At 64.1% G+C, this 20,792-nt stretch carries 23 protein-coding genes; 4 read left to right on the top strand and 19 right to left on the bottom strand.

Annotated elements, in window-relative coordinates; all coding sequences use genetic code 11:
* Positions 1-94: 94 nt before the first annotated feature.
* From rplI to GM676_RS09765, 5 genes are all read right to left on the bottom strand, one after another.
* Positions 95-547: a 50S ribosomal protein L9 gene (gene rplI, locus GM676_RS09785; protein WP_155463355.1), complete on the bottom strand. Its 453-nt coding sequence runs from the start codon at positions 545-547 to the stop codon at positions 95-97.
* Positions 548-574: 27 nt separating this feature from the next.
* Positions 575-865: a 30S ribosomal protein S18 gene (rpsR, locus tag GM676_RS09780; RefSeq protein ID WP_090176193.1), complete on the bottom strand. Its 291-nt coding sequence runs from the start codon at positions 863-865 to the stop codon at positions 575-577.
* A 15-nt stretch (positions 866-880) separates the two neighbouring features.
* Positions 881-1,186, bottom strand: a complete 306-nt coding sequence (priB, locus tag GM676_RS09775; protein ID WP_155463354.1) for a primosomal replication protein N — start codon at positions 1,184-1,186, stop codon at positions 881-883.
* A gap of 20 nt (positions 1,187-1,206) precedes the next feature.
* The gene (gene rpsF, locus GM676_RS09770; protein WP_155463353.1) at positions 1,207-1,587 is read right to left on the bottom strand and encodes a 30S ribosomal protein S6; all 381 of its coding nucleotides are present in this window, start codon (positions 1,585-1,587) and stop codon (positions 1,207-1,209) included.
* A gap of 115 nt (positions 1,588-1,702) precedes the next feature.
* Positions 1,703-2,320, bottom strand: a complete 618-nt coding sequence (locus GM676_RS09765; RefSeq protein ID WP_155463352.1) for a TetR/AcrR family transcriptional regulator — start codon at positions 2,318-2,320, stop codon at positions 1,703-1,705.
* Between the two features lie 160 nt (positions 2,321-2,480).
* Between GM676_RS09765 and GM676_RS09760 the strand changes: the two genes are divergently transcribed.
* From GM676_RS09760 to lexA, 4 genes are all read left to right on the top strand, one after another.
* Positions 2,481-3,134, top strand: coding sequence for a DUF3313 domain-containing protein (locus GM676_RS09760; protein WP_155463351.1), 654 nt, complete (start codon positions 2,481-2,483; stop codon positions 3,132-3,134).
* 10 nt (positions 3,135-3,144) lie between these two features.
* Positions 3,145-3,747, top strand: coding sequence for an outer membrane protein (locus GM676_RS09755; protein ID WP_155463349.1), 603 nt, complete (start codon positions 3,145-3,147; stop codon positions 3,745-3,747).
* A 69-nt stretch (positions 3,748-3,816) separates the two neighbouring features.
* Positions 3,817-6,555 (top strand): DUF5695 domain-containing protein, encoded by a 2,739-nt coding sequence (locus tag GM676_RS31800; protein ID WP_211923201.1) that lies wholly within the window; start codon positions 3,817-3,819, stop codon positions 6,553-6,555.
* Between the two features lie 98 nt (positions 6,556-6,653).
* Positions 6,654-7,292 (top strand): transcriptional repressor LexA, encoded by a 639-nt coding sequence (lexA, locus tag GM676_RS09745; protein WP_155463348.1) that lies wholly within the window; start codon positions 6,654-6,656, stop codon positions 7,290-7,292.
* Here the strand turns inward: lexA and GM676_RS09740 are convergent.
* From GM676_RS09740 to GM676_RS09675, 14 genes are all read right to left on the bottom strand, one after another.
* Entirely contained in the window at positions 7,219-7,668 is a 450-nt protein-coding gene (locus tag GM676_RS09740) for a hypothetical protein (protein ID WP_155463347.1), read from the bottom strand. The genes lexA and GM676_RS09740 overlap by 74 nt on opposite strands.
* Positions 7,669-7,670: 2 nt before the next feature.
* Positions 7,671-8,915 carry a cystathionine gamma-synthase family protein gene (locus GM676_RS09735; protein WP_155463346.1) on the bottom strand — a complete coding sequence of 415 codons (1,245 nt, stop codon included), beginning with the start codon at positions 8,913-8,915 and terminating at the stop codon, positions 7,671-7,673.
* 2 nt (positions 8,916-8,917) lie between these two features.
* The gene (gene purF / locus GM676_RS09730) at positions 8,918-10,444 is read right to left on the bottom strand and encodes an amidophosphoribosyltransferase (protein WP_155463345.1); all 1,527 of its coding nucleotides are present in this window, start codon (positions 10,442-10,444) and stop codon (positions 8,918-8,920) included.
* 38 nt (positions 10,445-10,482) lie between these two features.
* Entirely contained in the window at positions 10,483-10,971 is a 489-nt protein-coding gene (locus GM676_RS09725; protein WP_371866174.1) for a CvpA family protein, read from the bottom strand.
* Between the two features lie 13 nt (positions 10,972-10,984).
* The gene (locus GM676_RS09720; protein ID WP_155463344.1) at positions 10,985-11,968 is read right to left on the bottom strand and encodes an SPOR domain-containing protein; all 984 of its coding nucleotides are present in this window, start codon (positions 11,966-11,968) and stop codon (positions 10,985-10,987) included.
* A 22-nt stretch (positions 11,969-11,990) separates the two neighbouring features.
* Positions 11,991-13,280, bottom strand: a complete 1,290-nt coding sequence (gene folC, locus GM676_RS09715; protein WP_155463343.1) for a bifunctional tetrahydrofolate synthase/dihydrofolate synthase — start codon at positions 13,278-13,280, stop codon at positions 11,991-11,993.
* 81 nt (positions 13,281-13,361) lie between these two features.
* Positions 13,362-14,234 (bottom strand): acetyl-CoA carboxylase, carboxyltransferase subunit beta, encoded by an 873-nt coding sequence (gene accD, locus GM676_RS09710; RefSeq protein ID WP_155463342.1) that lies wholly within the window; start codon positions 14,232-14,234, stop codon positions 13,362-13,364.
* A gap of 77 nt (positions 14,235-14,311) precedes the next feature.
* Positions 14,312-14,596, bottom strand: a complete 285-nt coding sequence (locus GM676_RS09705) for a hypothetical protein (protein ID WP_155463341.1) — start codon at positions 14,594-14,596, stop codon at positions 14,312-14,314.
* A gap of 4 nt (positions 14,597-14,600) precedes the next feature.
* Positions 14,601-14,876, bottom strand: a complete 276-nt coding sequence (locus GM676_RS09700; protein ID WP_371866173.1) for a BrnT family toxin — start codon at positions 14,874-14,876, stop codon at positions 14,601-14,603.
* A 69-nt stretch (positions 14,877-14,945) separates the two neighbouring features.
* Positions 14,946-15,743 carry a tryptophan synthase subunit alpha gene (trpA, locus tag GM676_RS09695; RefSeq protein ID WP_155463340.1) on the bottom strand — a complete coding sequence of 266 codons (798 nt, stop codon included), beginning with the start codon at positions 15,741-15,743 and terminating at the stop codon, positions 14,946-14,948.
* A gap of 10 nt (positions 15,744-15,753) precedes the next feature.
* Complete coding sequence (gene trpB / locus GM676_RS09690; RefSeq protein ID WP_155463339.1) at positions 15,754-16,974, bottom strand: tryptophan synthase subunit beta; 1,221 nt, start codon at positions 16,972-16,974, stop codon at positions 15,754-15,756.
* Positions 16,952-17,647, bottom strand: a complete 696-nt coding sequence (locus tag GM676_RS09685) for a phosphoribosylanthranilate isomerase (protein ID WP_155463338.1) — start codon at positions 17,645-17,647, stop codon at positions 16,952-16,954. Before GM676_RS09685 ends, trpB begins: the two co-directional genes overlap by 23 nt.
* A gap of 12 nt (positions 17,648-17,659) precedes the next feature.
* The gene (gene truA, locus GM676_RS09680) at positions 17,660-18,463 is read right to left on the bottom strand and encodes a tRNA pseudouridine(38-40) synthase TruA (protein ID WP_371866172.1); all 804 of its coding nucleotides are present in this window, start codon (positions 18,461-18,463) and stop codon (positions 17,660-17,662) included.
* A 49-nt stretch (positions 18,464-18,512) separates the two neighbouring features.
* On the bottom strand, positions 18,513-20,792 hold a 2,280-nt coding region (locus GM676_RS09675; RefSeq protein ID WP_155463336.1), incomplete at its 5' end, for a motility hub landmark protein FimV.

Here is a 20,792-nt window from a genome sequence, read left to right as displayed (position 1 = left end):
CAGATTACAATTTTATGACGAGAAAAAAGCCGGGCGAGCCCGGCTTTTTCTAGGGTGTTGCAAAACCAGCCAGGCGTTGCCGCCCGGTCCAGTCTTAGGCGGCTTCGCCCACCACGGCAACGGTCACTTCCACCACCACGTCGGTGTGCAGAGCAACGCTGACCGGGAACTCGCCAGTGGTCTTCAGCGGACCGGTTGGCATGCGCACAGCGGCTTTTTCAACAGCGAAACCGGCTTTGGTCAGGGCTTCGGCGATGTCGAAGTTGGTTACCGAGCCGAACAGACGGCCATCAACGCCGGCTTTCTGGGCGATGGTCACGGTCATGCCGTTCAGTTTTTCGCCCTGGGCTTGCGCGGCGGCCAGCTTGGCGGCAGCAGCTTTTTCCAGTTCAGCGCGCTTGGCTTCGAATTCCGCGATGGCGGCGGTGGTAGCACGACGCGCCATTTTTTGCGGGATCAGGAAGTTACGTGCGTAGCCGTCCTTCACTTTAACGACTTCACCCAGGTTGCCCAGGTTGACAACTTTTTCCAACAGAATGATTTGCATAGTTCTTCTCCAGGTTCTCTGCCGCGATTAGGCGTTGTGCAGATCGGTGTACGGCAGCAGGGCCAGGTAACGCGCGCGCTTGATCGCGGTGTCAACTTGACGCTGGTAGTGAGCTTTGGTGCCGGTCAGACGTGCTGGCATGATTTTGCCGTTTTCCTGGACGAAGTCCTTCAGGGTATCTACGTCTTTGTAGTCTACTTGCTCAACGCCAGCGGCGGTGAAGCGGCAGAACTTCTTGCGCTTGAACAGTGGGTTTTGTTGCTTGCGCTTTTCTTTCAGCTTGAGCTTGTTTTTGTCGAACTTTTTACCGAATGCCATTTTAGGCTCCTGTATTTAAATTGAGCTGTCCGGGACAGCACTAAAATCAATGATGTGAAACACCAGGCTTTTGCTATTGCGGCTTTTCTTGCTGAGGAAACCGGAGAACTGGTACATCCCGCCCAGCGGCGCCTGATGGAAGCGGCCTGAAATCTCGCCCGCTGCGACAGCGGACACTTCAAACTCGGTCAATCTGGCGATCCCCGCCTCCATCTGCTGCGATCGGTGCTGGAGTACAGCGTTCACGATCGGCATGCCGGCCGGGGTATAGCGTATGGCATCCCGTTCGGCGATGAGGGCGATGAACTGGAGCTGGTTCAGCTCGGTTCCTTCTCAGTCAATCAGGCGGCTGGAGCAGCGGCTGCGGCTTCCGCGCGGTGCGATTTCGCCGCGTCTTCGCGTTGTACCGATTTCATCATCGGCGAAGGAGCGGTTTCCGCTTTCTTCATCTTGACGGTCAGGTGACGCAGAACGGCATCATTGAATTTGAATGCGGTTTCCAGCTCGACCAGGGTCTCGTTGTCGCACTCGATGTTCAGGCAGATGTAGTGAGCTTTCGCCAGTTTCTGGATCGAGTAAGCCATTTGACGGCGGCCCCAATCTTCAACACGGTGAACGTTGCCGCCGCGGGTCGTTACGGTGGTTTTGTAACGCTCGATCATGGCGGGCACTTGCTCGCTCTGGTCCGGGTGGACGATAAATACGATTTCGTAGTGACGCATGTATAACTCCCTTAAGGACTTGATAAATAGCCCACCCTGGCGTCAAGACAGGTGTGGGAAGAGGTAAGCCCGCGACTATATCACCTTTGCGGGCAAAACGCCAGCCCGGCCGTGGCTATGGCGCTTTCAACAACAGCCGGATCAGCTGCCGGTGGGTTTCCCGGGTCTTCAGGCATTCGGCCTCGGCCACCGCCGGCGTGAAGATCAGCTTGCAGATCACGGCGTACAGCACCGGCGCCATGACGATGTTGAAATTGTCGGTCAGCGGCGTCTTTTGCAGCGCCCCCTCGGCCACGTACTGGTCGATCCGGGCCTGCTGCGCGCGGTGCGCCGGCAGCACCGTCTCGTCCTGCCAGCGGCGGATCAGCTCCGGCACGCGGTGCCCCTCGGCGATCACGAGTTTCATGATCGACATCATCTGCGGCGTCATTTGCTCATATTGCTTGTCGATGTAGGCGTCCAGCTCGCTCTGCACATTGGCGCCGGCCGGCGGCAGCTGCCAGGCGCCCAGCGCCGGTTGCAGCACATCCCTCAGCAGCGTCTCGAAAATCTCGTCCTTGCTGGCGAAGTGAACGTACAGATTGGCCTTGGACATGCCAGCCCGGGCGGCGATCTTGGCAATGCTGGCGGCGTTGAAACCCAGCGCGGTGAATTCGGTGAGCGCCGCGTCCAGGATCTGCTGACGCCGCACCTCGGTGGTCAGACGCACGCGTTTCTTGGCTGGAACATCCATGATGAACGATCGGTTAGTAAAAAACAGTATCTTAGCCGCGAACACTAATGACCGATCGATCATTATCGTGTTAGGATAAATATGATCGATCGGTCATTAGCGGATTTTCCGAGCGCACCGGTCGACCAAACGCATCTTCATCCACTCAAAGAGGAGTATCTTGACCACTCACTTCCCCCTTCCCGCCCTGCTGGGCAGCGCCGCCTTGGTGGCGCTGGCCGGTTGCGCCGGCACGCCGCCGGCGCGCTATACCGACCTGCCGGTTTCACCCTGGCTACGGCCCGACAGCGCGGCCACGCGGCCGTATTCCTACGCCGACAACGCGCGCCGGGAGCACTACCACGCCATCATCATCGAACCGGTGGCCATTTATCGCGGCGCCGACCACCAGTTCGGCGACCTGCCGGAGCGCGACAAGCACGAGCTGGCGGCCGCGATGCAACAGCAATTCGGCCAGGCGCTGAGCACGCGCTTCCGCCTCGCCGACAGCGCGCGGCCCGGCACGCTGCGCCTGCGCCTCACCCTGACCGGCGCCAGCACCAATACCGCCGTGGTCTCCACCTTCACCCGCTTCGACCTGGTCGGCCTGCCCTACAACACCGTGCAGTCGCTGCGCGGCAGGGAGGGCATCTTCATGGGCTCGGTCAGCTACGCGGTGGCGGTGTACGACGCCATGGACGACCGGCTGCTCAAGGCTTATCAGGCCCGGCAATACCCGAACGCGATGAATGTCAGCGCGACCATCGGCGCGCTGAGCGCCGCCAGGACCGGACTGGAAAAAGGCGCCGAGGAATTACTAACCCAACTGCAATAAGGAGCGATCTATGATGAACAGCAAATTCCTGCGTGGCGCCGCCGCGCTCTGCGGCCTGAGCGTCTGCCTGCTGGGCGGCGCGGCCGAACCGTGGAGCGGCTTCTACGGCGGCATCAACGGCGGCCGCGGCACCACCGACAGCGACACCGTCACCACCCGGCTGGGCCGCTTCAATGGCGACGGCAGCGGCGCGCTGGGCGCCGTCCAGCTGGGCTACAACTACCGCATCAGCCCGGCGTTTGTGGTGGGGATCGAAAACAGTTTCGGCGCCACCCGCATCGAGGCCGGCCCCGGCGGCGCGTTGTCGCCGCACGTCAAGCTGCCGCTGCTGGCGAGCGGCCGCGTGCGCGGCGGTTCGCTGATGCTGGACGACCGCCTGTTCCTGTACGGGACCGGTGGCGTGGCGATCGGCCGGCTGGACGATGCCGGCGTGAGAACCGGCAAATACGGCTGGACCGCCGGCGCCGGCGCCGAGTGGGCCTGGTCGCCGGCGCTGAGCACCAACATCGAAGTGCTGACCTACAACCTGTCCAAGGACTGGAGCAAGGACGACAACCTGGGCAGCGGCCTGAAATTCAAGACCGTCACCTTCGGCATCAACTACCACTTCTGATGCACCGCGCCGGGCTGGATGCGCAAAAAAGCGCCATCCAGTCCGGCGCGCGATGCTACGATTAGCTGCATGAAAATATTTCCTGCCCTGCTAGCCCTAGCCATCGCCCTTCCCGCCACCGCCGCCGACCACGCCTACAGCACGCCGCAACTGCTGCTGGCCTTGCGTGGCGATACGCAAACACTGGCCCGGCTGACGCCGGTCAGCGATCCCAGCTTCGACTTTGTGCCCGGCACCCGCGCCGACGAGCGGCGCGGCAATGGCTACCATCACATCGGCGACCTGACGCTGCGCCTGCGCAGCGGCAACGGCCCCTGGCAGGAATACGATACAGCGCGCGCCCGACAGCCGCTGCGCATGCTGCCCGCCGCCGGCGCGCTGGCGGCGGCCGACATCACGGCCACCTTGGGCGCCGACCTGCCGCTGGCGGTGGAGCGGCGCTGGCTCAATGTGAACGGCACGCTGGTGCTGCGCTTCACGCTGATGAATCGTTCGGCGCGGCCGGTGGAAATCGGCGGCCTCGGCATGCCCATGGTGTTCGACAACATCATCACCGACCGCACGCTGGAGCAGGCCCATGCCAGCGCCAGTTTTACCGATCCCTACATCGGCCGCGACGCCGGCTATGTGCAGGTGACGCGCCTCAACGGCAAGGGTCCCGCCCTGCTGGTGCTGCCGGACGGCCGCACGCCGCTGGAGGCCTGGCGTCCGATCAAGGATGGCAGCCAGCGCGAGCAGACCGCCGAAGGTTTCTACGACTGGACCGTGGCCAGCAAGGCCTATGCCGAAACCGACTGGAAAAACGCCGGCGAGCAATGGAATGCGCCCAGCAGCCTGATGCTGCGGCCCGGCGAGCGGCGCGAGATCGGCGTACGTTTCGTGACCGCGCGGTCGATCCGCGCCATCGAGCAGACGCTGGTCGCGCAGCGGCGGCCGGTGGCGGTGGGCGTGCCCGGCTATGTGGTGCCGACCGACCTGGACGCCACGCTGTTCCTGCATAGCCCGCAACAGGTCGCCAGCATCAGCGCCGAGCCGGCGGGCTCGCTGACCGTCACGCCCGTGGCGGGCGGCGACGGGCACGGGACGGCCTCAGCGGCCCACAGGGGCGGCGCGGGCGCTGGACACGGGATAGCGTCAGCGCCCGGGGGCGGCGGCACGGCGGCGGCGGCCGGCGGAAGCGGCGGCGACTGGGCCGCCAAGGGCTGGCTGCGCTACACCATCAGGAGCCAGGGCTGGGGGCCGGCGCGCCTGAGCATCACCTACGCCGACCACAGCGTGCAAACCATCAGCTACTTCATCACCAAGCCGCTGGAGCAGACCGTTGCCGACCTCGGCCGCTTCGCCACCACCCGCCAATGGTTCGACGACAAGAACGATCCTTTCCAGCGCGCGCCCGCCATCCTGACCTACGACCGCGAGGCCAACCGCATCGTCACCGGCGACACCCGCGTATGGATCTCCGGCATGAGCGATGAAGGTGGCGGCGGCAGCTGGGTGGCCGTCATGATGAAGCAGCTGGACAATCCCGACGCCGCCGAAATCGCCAGGCTGGAACAGCTGGTCAACGAAACCGTGGTCGGCAAGCTGCAAGTGGCCGACGGCCCGCAGGCCGGCGCCGTGCGCAAGAGCCTGTTCTACTACGACCCGCAAGCCTTCCCCAACTATTACGATCCCAAGGCCGACTGGACAAGCTGGACCTCGTGGAGCAAGAAGGACGCCGCCGACCTCGGCCGCGCCTACAACTATCCCCACGTCGCCATCGGCCACTGGGTGCTGTACCGCCTGGCGCGCAACCATGTCGGCCTCATAAAAACGCACGACTGGCGCTGGTATCTGGAACACGCCTACCAGACCGTGGTGGCCATGGTGCGCGACGCGCCCGAGTACGCGGAATTCGGCCTGATGGAAGGCGACGTCTTCGTCGACATCCTCAAGGACTTGCGGCGCGAAGGCCTGCAAGCCGAAGCCGCCGACATGGAGCGCCTGATGAAGCAGCGCGCCGACCACTGGCGCACGCTCACCTATCCGTTCGGCAGCGAGATGGCCTGGGACTCCACCGGCCAGGCCGAGGTCTACGCCTGGATGCGCCACTTCGGCTACCAGCCGCAAGCCGACATCACGCGCGAGGTCATCCTCGGCTACGACCCCACCATCCCGAGCTGGGGCTACAACGGCAACGCCCGCCGCTACTGGGACTTCCTGTACGGCGGCAAGACACAGCGCATCGAGCGCCAGATCCACCACTACGGCTCGACGCTGAACGCCGTGCCGCTGTTCGAAGCCTACCGCTCCAATCCATCCGACCTGCATCTGCTGCGCGTGGCCTACGGCGGCCTGATGGGCGGCATCACCAATATCGACCAACAGGGCTTCGCCTCGGCCGCCTTCCACGCCTGGCCCGACATGATGCGCTGGGACGCCTACAGCGGCGACTACGGCATGGGCTTCTACGGCCACGCCTACGCCAGCGCCACCTACGTGGTGAACGATCCAACCTTCGGCTGGCTGGCCTTCGGCGCCAACCTGCGGGTGGCGGACGACGGCCGGCTGCACATCACGCCGAAGGACAGCGCCCGCACGCGCCTGTTCATCGCGCCGCAACGCATCTGGATCACGCTGGAGGCCGGCAAGTACGACAGCGCCGTCTACGATCCGCGCAGCGGCGCGGTCACGCTGCAACTGGCGGCGCGCACGCCGCACACGCCCCAGGCCCGCATCATCACCGAGCGCGACGGCAAGCGCAGCGAGTACCTCGGCACGCTCGCCGACGGGCCAAGCAGCTGGGCCAGCAAGGGAATCGGCGATTGAATATGAATTAATTTCGCGTAAAGCAACAAATTCCCTTGCTTTTCGCTTCACACTGTACAAAAATACAGACTGTTCATATACACAGGCTCACTGTACTCATGCTCAAGCTCACCGCACGCCAGGAACAAATCCTGAACCTGATCAAGGACGCCATCGAAAACACCGGCTTCCCGCCGACCCGCGCCGAGATCGCCAACGAACTGGGCTTCAAATCGGCCAACGCCGCCGAGGAGCATTTGCAGGCGCTGGCGCGCAAGGGCGCGATCGAGATCGCCGCCGGCACTTCGCGCGGCATCCGTCTGCTGGGCGCGCACGCCGAACCGCCGGCGCCGAAGGTGCCGGCGGCGCTGATGATGTCGCTGCCGCTGATCGGCCGCGTGGCCGCCGGCTCGCCCATCCTGGCGCAGGAGAACCTGGAAACCAGTTACAGCGTCGACCCGGCCATGTTTGCCTCCAGGCCGGATTACCTGCTGAAGGTGCGCGGCGAATCGATGCGCGACGCCGGCATCATGGATGGCGATCTGCTGGCCGTGAAAAAAGTCGACAGCGCCAAGAACGGCCAGATCGTGGTGGCCCGCATCGGCAGCGAAGTGACGGTCAAGCGCTACCGCAAGACCGGCTCGACCATCGAGCTGTTGCCGGAGAATCCGGACTTCAAGATCATCAAGGTCGATCCGGAAGCTGACGAGTTTGCGCTGGAAGGCCTGGCAGTAGGCCTGATGCGGACCTGGCACTAAGCACATCCCCCTGCGCCAGCAAGACCAGATCGGCTTGCTGGCGTGCCTCCTGTGCGACCTGCACAAAGACCTGATTCATCAATTGCTGCGCGGCGGCCAGTTCGGCCTCGCTCATGGCGTCCGCCACTTCCACGGGGATGGTGCGTCCTACCGGCAGCGAGGCCTTGTAGTTGACCGCGAAACGGCCATAGCAGGCCAGCCAGGCGCCGCGCTCTTCGGCGGTGTGCATGGCGCTGGCCACGCCGCAATGAAAGCGCGACAGCGCGATGTCGGCGCCGTCGTAGTGATGGGTGTAGTAATCGATTTCAACGCGGTGATCGCCGGCCTGGGCCGCCGCAGCGGCTGCCATCAGGCCGGTGGCGATCAGCGCTTTCATCGTCAGCAGCCTTCGAGGGCGCAGCAGAAGTCGTCCAGCAGATCGTCGGTGTCTTCGATGCCCACCGACACGCGGATCAGCGATTCGGCGATGCCCATCGAAGCGCGGCGCGCGGCGCCCATCTCGTAGAAGATGGTGTGGGCGACCGGGATGATCAGCGTGCGGTTGTCACCGAGGTTCGAGGCTGGAATCGCCAGTTTCAGACGGTTCAGGAAGTCGAAGCAATCGAGGCCATCCTTCAGCTCAAAGCTCAGCAGCGAGCCGTGCGCGCGGAACAGTTCCGCGCTGATGCCGTGCTGCGGGTGCGATTTCAGGCCCGGATAGTAGACCGCCGCGACGCGCTCATCCTTCTCCAGCATCTCGGCCAGCGCCAGCGCGTTGGCGGTGGTGCGCTGCATGCGCAGCGCCAGCGTTTCGGCGCCGACGGCGATGTGGTGCGCGGCGTCCGGCGCCAGCGAGGAGCCGAAGTCGCGCAGCGCCTTGGCGCGGATCTGCGCCAGGCCCCATTGCGGCGGCGCGGCTTTCTTGTAGTTCTCGTAGATGTTCGGGAACCGGGTCCAGTCGTAGGCGCCGGTGTCGGTGACGCTGCCGCCCAGCGCGTTGCCGTGGCCGCCGATCGACTTGGTCAGCGCGTTGACCACCAGGCCCGCGTGCACCGACTTCGGCTGGAACAGGTAAGGCGTGGTCATGGTGTTGTCCACCACGTACAGGATGCCGCGCGCCTTGCACAGTTCGCCGATGCGCTTGAGGTCCGCCACTTGCGTGCGCGGATTGGCGATGGTTTCGACAAACACCACGCGGGTATTGTCGGTGATGGCCGCTTCGACATTGGCCACCTCGGTGGCGTCCACGAAGGACACGCCGATGCCCTGGCTCATAGCGGTCTGCCACAGGCTGTTGGTGTTACCGAACAGGAAGGACGACGACACCACGTGGTCGCCGGCGCGCAGCAGTGCCTGCACCACGGCGCCGATCGCGCCCATGCCGGTGGCGAAGCAGATGGTGCCGACGCCCTGCTCCATCTTGTTGACCTTCTCTTCCAGCGCCGAGATGGTCGGGTTGCCCTGGCGGCCGTAGCGGAAGCCCGGCTCCTTGCCCTGGAACACCGACGCCAGCTGGCGCGCATCGGCGTAGCCGAAGGCGACCGAGGTGTGGATCGGCTTGTGCAGCGAACCGTGCTCGATGCCCTTCTGGCGGTCGCCGTGCAGGATGGTGGTAGTGAAACCGTAGTTCTTCTTGTCGCTCATGGTTACGCTTCGCTGGCCGCCAGGTTCAGGTTCAGTTGCGAGCGGGCCGCGTCTTCCGGCGCCCTGGCCTTGGTCGGGTGGTGACGCTCGTATTCCAGTTTATCCAGATACTCGCGCGTCACGTCGCCCGTCACGTAGACGCCGTCGAAGCACGAGGCTTCGAAGTTTTGCAGCGCCGGATTGACGTCCGAGATGGCGCGTTTCAGCGCGTCCAGATCCTGGTAGACCAGCGCGTCGGCGGTGATCTCGCGGCACACTTCCTCCACGGTGCGGCCGTGGGCGATCAGCTCGTCGCGGGTCGGCATGTCGATGCCGTACACGTTCGGATAGATCACTGGCGGCGCGGCCGAGGCGAAAATCACTTTCTTGGCGCCGGAGTCGCGCGCCATCTGCACGATCTCGCGGCTGGTGGTGCCACGCACGATGGAGTCGTCCACCAGCAGCACCACCTTGCCCTTGAATTCATCCGGAATCGCGTTCAGCTTCTGGCGCACGGATTTCTTGCGCGCGGCCTGGCCCGGCATGATGAAGGTGCGGCCGATGTAGCGGTTCTTGATGAAGCCTTCGCGGTATTCTTTTTTCAGCGCCAGCGCCAGCTGGATCGCGGCCGGACGCGACGAATCCGGAATCGGCATGACCACGTCGATATCGTCGGCCAGGCCTTCGCGCTTGATTTTCTCGGCCAGGTACTCGCCCATTTTCAGGCGGGTGTTGTACACCGAGGCGCCGTCGATCACCGAATCCGGACGCGCCAGGTAGACGTACTCGAACACGCATGGGTTCAGGGTGGGATTGTCGGCGCACTGGCGCGCGTGCAGTTGCTTGTCGTTGTCGATGAACACCGCCTCGCCCGGCGCGATGTCGCGCACGAAGCGGAAGCCCATGCCTTCCAGCGCCACCGATTCCGAGGCGATCAGGTATTCCACGCCCTCCGGGGTTTCGTTGATGCCCAGGCACAGCGGACGAATGCCGAACGGATCGCGGAAGGCCAGCAGGCCGACGCCGGCGATTTGCGCCACGGCGGCGTAACCGCCGCGCACACGGCGGTGCAGCACGGTCACGGCGTTGAAGATGGTGTCGGCGTCGATCGAGATGTCGACCGTGGCCTTCTGGATTTCGTGCGCCAGCACGTTCAGCAGCACTTCCGAGTCGGAGTCGGTGTTGATGTGGCGGCGGTCATTGATGAACATCTCTTTCTTGAGCTGTTCCCAGTTGGTCAGGTTGCCGTTGTGCGCCAGCGTGATGCCGAACGGCGCGTTGACGTAGAACGGCTGCGCCTCTTCCTCGCTCGACGAGCCGGCGGTTGGGTAGCGGCAGTGGCCGATACCGGAATTGCCTTGCAGCGTACGCATGTTACGGGTACGGAACACGTCGCGCACCAGGCCGTTGGCCTTGTGCATGGCGAACATGCTGCTGTGATTGGTCGCGATACCCGCCGCATCCTGGCCGCGGTGCTGCAACAGCAGCAAGGCGTCATACAGCATTTGATTGACAGGTTGATGGGATACGACGCCGACAATGCCACACATGATGGTGCTCCTGGACAGGTACTACAGATTTAAAGAATTCAAAAATTCACATGCTGCGCCATCGCAGCGGGAAGATACGGCTTGACCATGCGCGCGCCTTGCTCGGCGTATGGACTCAAGACCGCATGCTTCCAGAAATCCTGCTTCGGCAACGACGTCATCCCGCTCAAGATGACGGCGGCCAACACAATTACAAGCCCGCGCGCCACGCCGAACACGGCGCCCAGCGCGCGGTCGATGAAGCTCAGGCCGCCCGCGTCGAGCAAGGCGTCCAGCGCCAGCGACAACAGGCCCATTAGAATCCGCGCACCGATGAACAGTGCGATAAACGCCACGATCAGCCGCAGCACCTCGCCGGGAATCACCGACGGCAGCATCTGCGCCAGCGCCGCCGCGTAGGCATTGGCGACCACAAAGGCGATCACCCAGCTCAGCACCGAGAGCACTTCCTTCACCAGCCCGCGCACCACGCCGATGATGACCGACGTGACCAGCACGAAAATAACCAGGTAATCGAAGATCGTCACGTTATGCCGCGGCTCAGACGGTTTCGATGCGGCCTTCCAGGCCCATGCTGCTCAACTTGGCTTTCACCTTTTCCGCTTCTTCCTTGCTGCTGAACGGGCCCACCCGCACGCGCGTCACGCCGGTGGGCGTTTTCTGCGTGAAGGAGCTGATGCCTGCGTTTTTCAGCTTGGCGCGCAATTCATCGGCCTTGGCCTGGTCGCTCAGGGCGGCGACTTGCAGCACGAATTTTTCGGCCGGCGCGGCCGGCTTGCCTTCGAGGATGGCCAGTGCGCGCGCGTCTTCGGTTTTTGCCGCCGGCTTGACTTCGGCGGCCTTGGCTTCCTTGGCCGCCCTGGCTTCCGCCAGCTTGCGTTCGGCTTCCTGTTTTTCGGCTTTCAGCTTGGCTTCCGCCTTGGCCTCGGCCTGCTTGCGCTCAAGATCCCGCTTGTCGTCGGCTTCCTGGCGCGCTTTCAGCTCGCGGTCCGCCTTGGCTTGCTGCTCGGCCTTGGCGTCCGCCTTGGCCTTGGCGTCGGCCGCTTGCCTGGCGGTGTCGACGGCGGCGACGGCCGGCGCGGCAGCGACCGGCGCAGGGGCCGGCTTGGCAGCCGGCTTCACGTCTTCAACGATTTCTTCCTTGCTGTCGAGCGAAGCGCTGGCGGCCACCGGCGCCGGTGCGGCGACCGGCGCGGCTGGTTTGTCCTTGGATGGGATTTTGATATCGATGTCGGACGACAGCGGCTTGGGCTCGGAATCCAGCACCATCGGCAAACCGACGGCCACCGCCAGCGCCAGCGCCACCGCGCCCACCAGGCGGCGGCGCGCGCGTTTCTTTTCCGGCAACACGGCCTCATCCTCTTCGCGCTCGCGCGTGCGGCGCTTGGTGGCGCCGCCGTCGGCCGACGAGGCGCGCTTGGAGCGGGCGCGTTCGGTCGCCGCCCGGTCATCTGCGCTGGTGTAATAGCCGCTGTCTTGACCAGCGTCTTGCTTGTTTTTACCGAGTTTCGAGAACAAGCCCATGCGTGATTTCAGTCCTGTGCGTTCAATGGAGTGAGGATTTTCGCGCCGCCATGACACCGGCGACGGTCAGGAAAGATCCAAAGACCACAATTCTATCATCCTCACCGGCCCGGCTGATGGCATTTGCGTAGGCCGCGCCCGGATCGTCGAACACATTGATGGTGCGTTCGTCGCGTTCCGGCTGCACCAGCTGCACCTTGGCGGCCAGCTCCGAAGCGCTGGCCGAGCGGGGCGACGGCAAGGTCGCCAGGCACCAATGGTCCACGTGTTCGGACATGGCGGCGATCACGCCGTCGATATCCTTGTCGTGCATGGAGCCGAACACGGCGTAGGTGTAGCGGTGGAAGCCCATGTTGCCGAGGTTCTGGTTCAGGGCCGCGGCGGCGTGCGGATTGTGCGCCACGTCGAGGATGATGGTCGGGCGGCCCGGCAGCACCTGGAAGCGGCCCGGCAACTCCACCGTCACCAGCCCGGTGCGCACTTCCTGCGCGCCCACCGGCAGCACCAGCTTGAGCGCTTCCAGCGCGGCCAGCGCGGCGCAGGCGTTGAGGATCTGGTTGGCGCCGCGCAGGCTCGGGTAGGCCAGCGAATTGCGGCGCTGGCCGCGGCCGCCGTAGCTCCACTGCTGCTTGTCGCCGGAATAGTTGAAATCGCGGCCCATCAGCCACAGGTCGGCGCCGATGGCGTTGGCGTGGTCGATCAGCGATTGCGGCGGCACCGGGTCCGAGCAGATCGCGGTCTTGCCGGCGCGGAAAATGCCGGCCTTTTCGAAGCCGATCTTCTCGCGGGTGTCGCCCAGATAGTCGGTGTGGTCGATATCCACGCTGGTGACGATGGAGACGTCGGCATCGATGATGTTGACCGCGTCCAGACGGCCGCCCAGGCCCACCTCCAGAATCACCACATCCATGCCGGCTTCCGACAGCAGCTTCATGATGGCCAGCGTGGTGAACTCGAAGTACGTCAGCGAGGTATCGCCGCGCGCCGCCTCGACCGCATTGAAGGCGGCCACCAGCGTCTCGTCGCTGGCCATGTCGCCGTTGATACGGGCGCGCTCGTTGAAGTCGAGGAAGTGCGGCTTGATGTACAGGCCGACCTTGTAACCGGCGCGCATCAGCACCGATTCCAGCATGGCGCAGGTCGAACCCTTGCCATTGGTGCCAGCCACCATGATGGTCGGGCAGCTAAAGCTCAGCTGCAAGCGTTCCTTGACGGCCAGAACGCGGTCCAGGCCCATGTTGATGACGGTTTCGGCATGGCGCGATTCAAGCAGCGCAAGCCAGGCGGGCAAAGTAGTTGGGAGGTTCGACATGATGGTGACTCAGAAATGAAAACGGCGCGCAGGCCGGATGATATCCGATTGCGCGCCGTCGCGTGAGAGGGTAGCCGGTTTTTAGGCCAACACTTCCACTGGTTGATTTTGCAACAGAGCCAGCAGGCGGGCGATCTCCTCGCGCATCTTGCGGCGATCGACGATCATGTCGACGGCGCCCTTCTGCACCAGGAACTCGGCGCGCTGGAAGCCTTCCGGCAGCTTTTCGCGCACGGTGTTCTCGATCACGCGCGGGCCGGCGAAGCCGATCAGGGCCTTCGGTTCAGCGATCACCACGTCGCCCATGAAGGCGAACGAGGCGGACACGCCGCCCATGGTCGGGTCGGTCAGCACGCTGATGAATGGCAGTTTCTTCTCCGACAACTTGGTCAGCATGGCGGTGGTTTTCGCCATCTGCATCAGCGACAGCAGGCCTTCCTGCATGCGGGCGCCGCCGGTGGCGGTGATGCAAATGAACGGCACTTTCTGCTCCAGCGCGACCTGCGCGCCGCGCACGAAGCGCTCGCCCACCACCGAACCCATGGAACCGCCCATGAATTCGAATTCGAAGCAGGCCACCACGGCCGGCAGGCTCATGATGGAGCCGCCCATCACGACCAGCGCATCGGTCTCGCCGGTGGCTTCCATCGCTTGCTTGAGGCGGTCTGGATATTTCTTGCTGTCCTTGAACTTCAGCGTATCGACCGGCAGGGTATCCATGCCGATTTCATAACGGCCGCCGGCGTCGAACAGGCTGTCGAGGCGCTCGCGGGCGCGGATGCGCATGTGGTGATCGCATTTAGGGCAAACGTGCAGGTTCGACTCCAGGTCGGTGCGGTACAGCACGGCTTCGCACGATGGGCATTTGACCCACAGGCCTTCCGGCATGGTCTTGCGCGCGCCCGCGTCGGAACGCTGGATACGTGGGGGCAGCAGTTTTTCCAACCAACTCATACATTCTCCTTGCAGCTAACTCGTGGCCCGAAGTGTAGCCGTTTCTCGCCCCCCTGTCGAACTTTAGAGGATTTCCACTACTCCTCCAGAGGGAGCTTGCCCTCCGCCTCCAGTGATTTCTTCAATTCTTCACGTTCTTTCAAGGTAAGAATACCAAGATTGGCTTTATAACCAGATCCCGCCATGTGACGAAGATACATCCTGATCATATCTTGAGCAGGCAAGCCGTACGGCCTGCCCAACCCCTCAAAATACTCTATCGAGCGGAAGTCCAGCCTGAACGTAATTTCCGCGCTAAGCTGTTCGAAAAACGGATTGGGTACCGCATGAGAGAAATCAACCTGTTTGTGCTTGTTGCGCATGATGTCACCTATTCAGATAAGCTAGCTTCTTGCCACGCGAGGCCTTGCGCGCTGAAATAATACGGATGACATCAGCATCGCGATAACAGAACGAAACTACAAGTGCTCGGTCTTTATCGCTCCGCGCCAAAAGGCAAAACCGGTCCTCAGTATCAGAATGAAGATGGTCGAATTCCATGCGCGCTTCCGGGTCATCAAACGCGGTAACGGCTTCATCAAAGCTGACGCCATGCTGGCGCAGGTTGGCTTTGGCTTTGCGGGGATCCCAAATGAAGCGCACGACCGCTCCCTTTCAACATAGCGAGTACTTAACTATGTATCAAGGTGAGCAGTCGGGTTTTGCGTGACGTCAGGCGTCGAGGGCGGTGCGGATGGAGGTGGTGAAGGCCTGCACGGCGGCGACGGCGCCGTCTTTGCCCGCGGTTTCAATCTCCTGGATGATGCGGCTGCCGATCACCACGGCGTCCGCCACTTCGGCCACGGCGCGCGCGGTGGCGCCGTCGCGGATGCCGAAGCCCACGCCCACCGGCAGTTTCACGTGCTTGCGAATGGCTTGCAGGCGCTTGGCCACGTCGACGGTGTCGATATTGCCGGCGCCGGTCACGCCTTTCAGCGAGACGTAATAGCTGAAGCCGCCGCCCACCTTGGCCACCTGTTCGATGCGTTTTTCGGTCGAGGTCGGGGCCAGCAGGAAGATCAGGTCCAGCTCGGCCGCGCGCATGGCGGCGGCGAACTCTTCGCACTCTTCCGGCGGGTAGTCCACCACGATCGCGCCGTCCGCCCCCACCGCCACCGATTGCGCGATGAAGGCCTTGGCGCCGATGCGTTCGATCGGGTTGGCATATCCCATCAGCACCACCGGGGTGGTCTGGTTGGTCTTGCGGAACTCGGCCACGTAGTCGAACACATCCTTGATGCCGACGCCGTTGGCCAGCGCGCGTTCGCAGGCGCGCTGGATCACCGGGCCTTCGGCCATCGGATCGGAGAACGGCACGCCCAGCTCGATGATGTCGGCGCCGCCAGCCACCAGTGCGTGCATCAGCGGCACGGTGGATTCGCGGCCCGGATCGCCGGCGGTGATGAAAGTGACGAGCGCGGTTTTATTGTGCGCCTTCAAGGCGCTGAAGGTTGCTGCGATTTTGGACATGTCGGTTTCCTTAGTTGAAGTTCAGACCCATACGCTCAGCGACCGTATGCATGTCCTTGTCACCGCGGCCCGACAGGTTGGCCAATACAATCTTATCTTTCGGCAGCGTGGCTGCCAGCTTGGCCGCGTAGGCCAGGGCGTGCGACGACTCCAGCGCCGGAATGATGCCTTCAATATGACAGGAATCGTGGAAGGCCTTCAGCGCTTCCTCGTCCGTGATCGACACGTACTCGGCGCGGCCGCTATCCTTCAGGTACGCGTGCTCCGGGCCGACACCCGGATAGTCGAGGCCAGCGGACACCGAGTGCGTCTCGATGATCTGGCCGTTTTCATCTTGCAGCAGATAGGTGCGGTTGCCGTGCAAAACGCCGGGATAGCCCTTGGTCAGCGAGGCCGCGTGCTTGTCGCCGTCCAGGCCCTCGCCCGCCGCTTCCACGCCCACCAGCTTGACGCCCGGCTGGTCGATGTACGGGTAGAAAATGCCCATCGCGTTGGAACCGCCGCCGATGCACGCCACCACGTAGTCCGGCTGGCGGCCGGCCAGTTCCGGCATCTGCACCAGGCATTCCTCGCCGATCACCGACTGGAAGTCGCGCACCAGCATGGGATACGGGTGCGGACCGGCCACGGTGCCGATGATGTAGAAGGTGTTTTCAATGTTGGTGACCCAGTCGCGCATGGCTTCGTTCAGCGCGTCTTTCAGGGTCTTGGAGCCCGATTCCACCGGCACCACCGTCGCGCCGAGCAGCTTCATGCGGTAGACGTTCTGCGCCTGGCGCTTGACGTCCTCGCTGCCCATGTAGACCACGCACTCCAGGCCGAAGCGCGCGCAGATGGTGGCGGTGGCCACGCCGTGCTGGCCGGCGCCGGTCTCGGCGATGATGCGCGGCTTGCCCATGCGCTTGGCCAGCAATGCCTGGCCGATCACGTTGTTGATCTTGTGGGCGCCGGTGTGGTTCAGGTCTTCGCGCTTGAAGTAAATCTGCGCGCCGCCGGCCAGTTCGGACCAGCGCTTGGCGTGATAAATCGGCGACGGACGGCCGACGAAATGCTTGAGCTCGTAGCGGAATTCTTCGAGGAATTCAGGGTCCTTGCTGTATTTGGCGTAAGCCTCGTTCAGCTCGGACAGGGCATAAGTCAGGGTTTCTGCGACAAAGCTGCCGCCGTAAGGGCCGAAGTGGCCTTTGGCGTCCGGCAGTTCGTAATCTTTAGCGTGGAACAGCGCTTTCATGATGGGTTTGGCTTTCGATAGTAGTATCTCCGGCCCGCACCGCCGTGACAAAGTCGGCAATCTTGCGGGCATCCTTGATCCCCTTGGACGCTTCGACACCGGAACTGATGTCGACCGCGTAAGGGCGTACACCGACCACCGCGTCAGTCGCGTTGTGTACGCTCAAGCCACCACTCAAAACGACCCGAGGCGCGAGATCTTTTGGAACGAGAGACCAATCAAAACCCTTTCCTGCGCCACCGTAGGCGTCCACATAAGTATCCAGCAACAGGCTGGTGAACAGGGGACTGGTGGCGCGGTTTGCCTGCTCGTATTCTAGCAGTTCATCCGGCCGCGTGTCAGGTTTGACGCGGAACACTTTCAGGTACTGTCGCCCGGCCGCCGCAGCAATGGCCGCGCCCTGCGCCACCGTTTCATCGCCGTGCAGTTGCAATAACGACAGCGGCGCGATCTTCACAGCCGCCGCCACTTCTTCCGGCGCGGCGTTCACGAACAGGCCGACGGTGGTGATGAATGGCGGCACGGTGGCGATCAGCTCGGCCGCGCGCTCGGGCGTGACGTAGCGCGGGCTCTTGGGATAGAACACGAAACCGATCGCGTCCGCGCCCGAGGCGATGACCGCCTGAATGTCTTCCTCGCGGGTCAGTCCGCAAATTTTGATACGGGTGCGCATGCGTCTATCCTTTTAAAACCACGGCAGCTGGCTGGCGCTTTCCTGCGGCAGCGCCCATTTTTCATCGTAATCGATCTTGGCCAGGTACAGGCCGTCCGGCATGAAGGTCGGCGCCGCCAGCTGGCGGTTCCGCGCTGCCAGCAGCTCGGCCATCCAGTGGACGTCCTCCCTGCCCTGGCCGATGTAGACCAGCGAGCCGACCAGGTTGCGCACCATGTGGTGCAGGAAGGCGCTGGCCTTCAAAGTGAAAATGATCAGGTCGCCCTGGCGGCGGATCTGGATGTCATGCATCTGCTTGACCGGCGACTTGGCCTGGCAATGCGCCGCCCGGAAGGTGGTGAAGTCGTGCGTGCCGATCAGCGGCTTGACCGCTTCCCGCATGCGCTCCACGTCCAGCGCGTGATGGTAGAAACCGGCGCGGCCGTTCAGCAGCGGCGAGCGTACCTGGTGGTTGTACAGCACGTAGTGGTAAGTGCGCGCCTGCGCGCTGAAACGGGCGTGGAAGAAGTTTTCGGCGGTGGGATCGCCCTCCAGCTCCCTGGCCCAGCGCACGCCGATCGATGGCGGCAGGAAGGCGTTGACACCGCGCACCCAGGCATGCGGCAGGCGGTTCAGGTCGGTATCGAAATGGACCACCTGCTCGGCAGCGTGCACGCCGGCGTCGGTGCGGCCGGCGCAGGTGGTGGCCAGCGGCACGGTGGCGAACTCCAACAGCGCCTGCTCCAGCTTGTCCTGCACGGTGAGGCCGTGGTCTTGCTTCTGGTAACCGTGCCAAGCCTGGCCGTCGTACTGGAGCCCGATTGCTATCCGTTTCACTACTGCCCAATCCAAATGTCTGAATCAGCCATTATATAACGGCGCGGATTTATCCCAGCTGAGCCTTCATGGCGTTGGCCTTGGCGATCTGCTCGTCGCTGCCGCCGCGCAGCACCTCGTCCAGCAGCTCGCGCGCGCCTTCCTTGTCGCCGATTTCCTGATAGGCGACAGCCAGGTCCAGCTTGGTGTCCATTTCCATGTGATGGGCGGACAGCGGTTCGTTGCCGGCTGGGGCCGGTGCCGGTGCCTCGGCTGCGGCTGGCGCGGCGCCCAGGTTGTCCAGATCCAGATCGATGCCCGACAGGTCGAATTCCTGCGCGGCCGGCGGCGGCGCGGCGGTGATGTTTTCCACTTCCGGCGGCAGGTCGAGCGCGGTGTCGAAGTCCAGCGCGCCCGCTTCGGCCTTGGGCGGCTCGGTGAAGGCCGGCACTTCCGGAATGTCGAAGCCGGCCAGGTCCAGGTCCAGCGGATCGCTGGTGTCGGCCGGCCGGGTGTCGGCGGCCGGCGCGGTCGATGGCAGGTCGAGGCCGAAGTCCATGCCGAGATCGTCGGCCGGCGCTGGCGCTGGCGCCGGGGCTGGCGTTTCCGAGGCCGGCAGTTCGATGGCCGGCGCCGGCGCCGAGACTGGCTCGAAGCTCAGGCCGCCCAGGTCGAAGTCCATCAGATTGTCGGCTTCGGCCGCGACCGAGGCTGGCGAAACCGAGGCATCCGCTGCTTGCGGCAGCGCGGTGTCCATGTCGGCGCCGAAGTCGAGGTCGTTGAAATCGGTGGCCACCGTAGCTGGTGCGGGTGCCGGCGCGGCGGCTTCGGCCGGCGCGGCATCCTGGCCCAGGTCGAAGTCCAGCGTCGAGGCGGCGGCAGGCGGCTCGGCAGGCGCGAAGGTGCTGGCCGGGTCGTTGCCGAAATCGCCGAATGGCGGCTCGGCAGCGGCGGCCGCCACGGCGGCGCCGGCGACAGCGGCACCAGCGGCTGCGGCTGCGGCTGGCGCGGCAAACGACGAGCCGCTATCGGCGCCCATGGTGTACAGCGGATTGGACGGATCGAGCGTCTTGCCCATGGAAGCGGCTTGCTCCCACTCGCCGCCCTGGCCGCGCGTCAGCGCATACAGCTCGGAGGCCTGGGTCTCGAACGCGCGCGCATCCTTGCGGGTGACGTAGATTTCCAGCAGTTTCAGACGCACCGCGTGGCGTTCCGGATGGGTGCGCAGCGCTTCTTTCAGGATCTCTTCGGCCTGGGCGTCGCGGCCGTAGGCGATGTAGACGTCGGCTTCCGCCACCGGATCGACCTCATTGGTGTCCAGCTGGCTGGCCGATGGCGCGAAGTTGGAATTGAACACGCTGTTGTTGGTGTCGACGCTCTGGCCGCCGGCATCGGCGATCAACGGCTGTTGCGGCGGAATGGCGGTGTCGCCAAGGATGGACGGCTCTTCGGCCGGCACCGTGAATTTCTTGCGGCGGCGCGAGGCCATGATGCCAACCGCACCCAGCAGGATGGCCGCGGCGGCGGCGCCCACGTAGGTGATGTTGTCCATCAGGATTTCGAAGAAGCTTGGCTCGGCCAGTTTCTTCGGCGGCAGCACCAGCGTGCGCTTCGGCTTGTGTTCCTGCTGCGGCGTGACGTCCAGCGTCGGCACGCCGGGAGCGGCGGCGGAAGCTTCGGCGGCGGCCGATGGTTTCTTGGCCTCGGCCGCGGTCTTGCTCTTCAAGGCCATCAGCTTTTCGAGGTCGTTGACGTTCTTTTCCAGCTCCTTGACGCGGGCCGAGGCTTCGTCCACCGCCTTCTGCTTGGCGATCTTGTCCTCTTCCGCCGCCTGGCCGGTCTTGCCCTGCTGCGGCGCGCTGGCGGTGGCTTTGGACAGGGTCAGCTTGTCCTTGGCGGTGTTGGTGGCGTTCGGCTTTTCTTCCACCTTGGCGGTGATCTTGCCGGACACGTTTTGCGAGGCGTCCGGCTCCTTGGCCGGCGTGCTGGCGGCCACCTGCCCGGCCAGCTTGGAGCGGTAAGCGTTGAAGTCGGCCGCGTGCGCGACCACCACGCCGCGTGCCTCGCTTTCGCTGCCGGCGGAACGGACCGCGTCGCTATCCGGCACGGCCAGGATCTGGCCCGACTTCAGGCGATTCATATTGTTGCCGCTGAACGCTTCCGGATTGGCGCGGTATAGCGCTACCAGCATCTGGTCCAGGGAAACATCGACGGGCTTGACCTGATTGGCGATGCGGGTCAGGTTGTCGCCAGCCTTGACGGTGTATTCGCTCGCGGCGGCCCTGGCCGGTGCGGGCGCCGGCGCCGCGGATGGCTGCGGGCGCGCAGGCGCGGCCGGCTGGGCCGGAGC

Source organism: Duganella radicis (assembly GCF_009720825.1).
Taxonomy (GTDB): Bacteria; Pseudomonadota; Gammaproteobacteria; order Burkholderiales; family Burkholderiaceae_D; genus Rugamonas; species Rugamonas radicis.
This window is presented reverse-complemented; position numbering and strand designations above follow the sequence as displayed.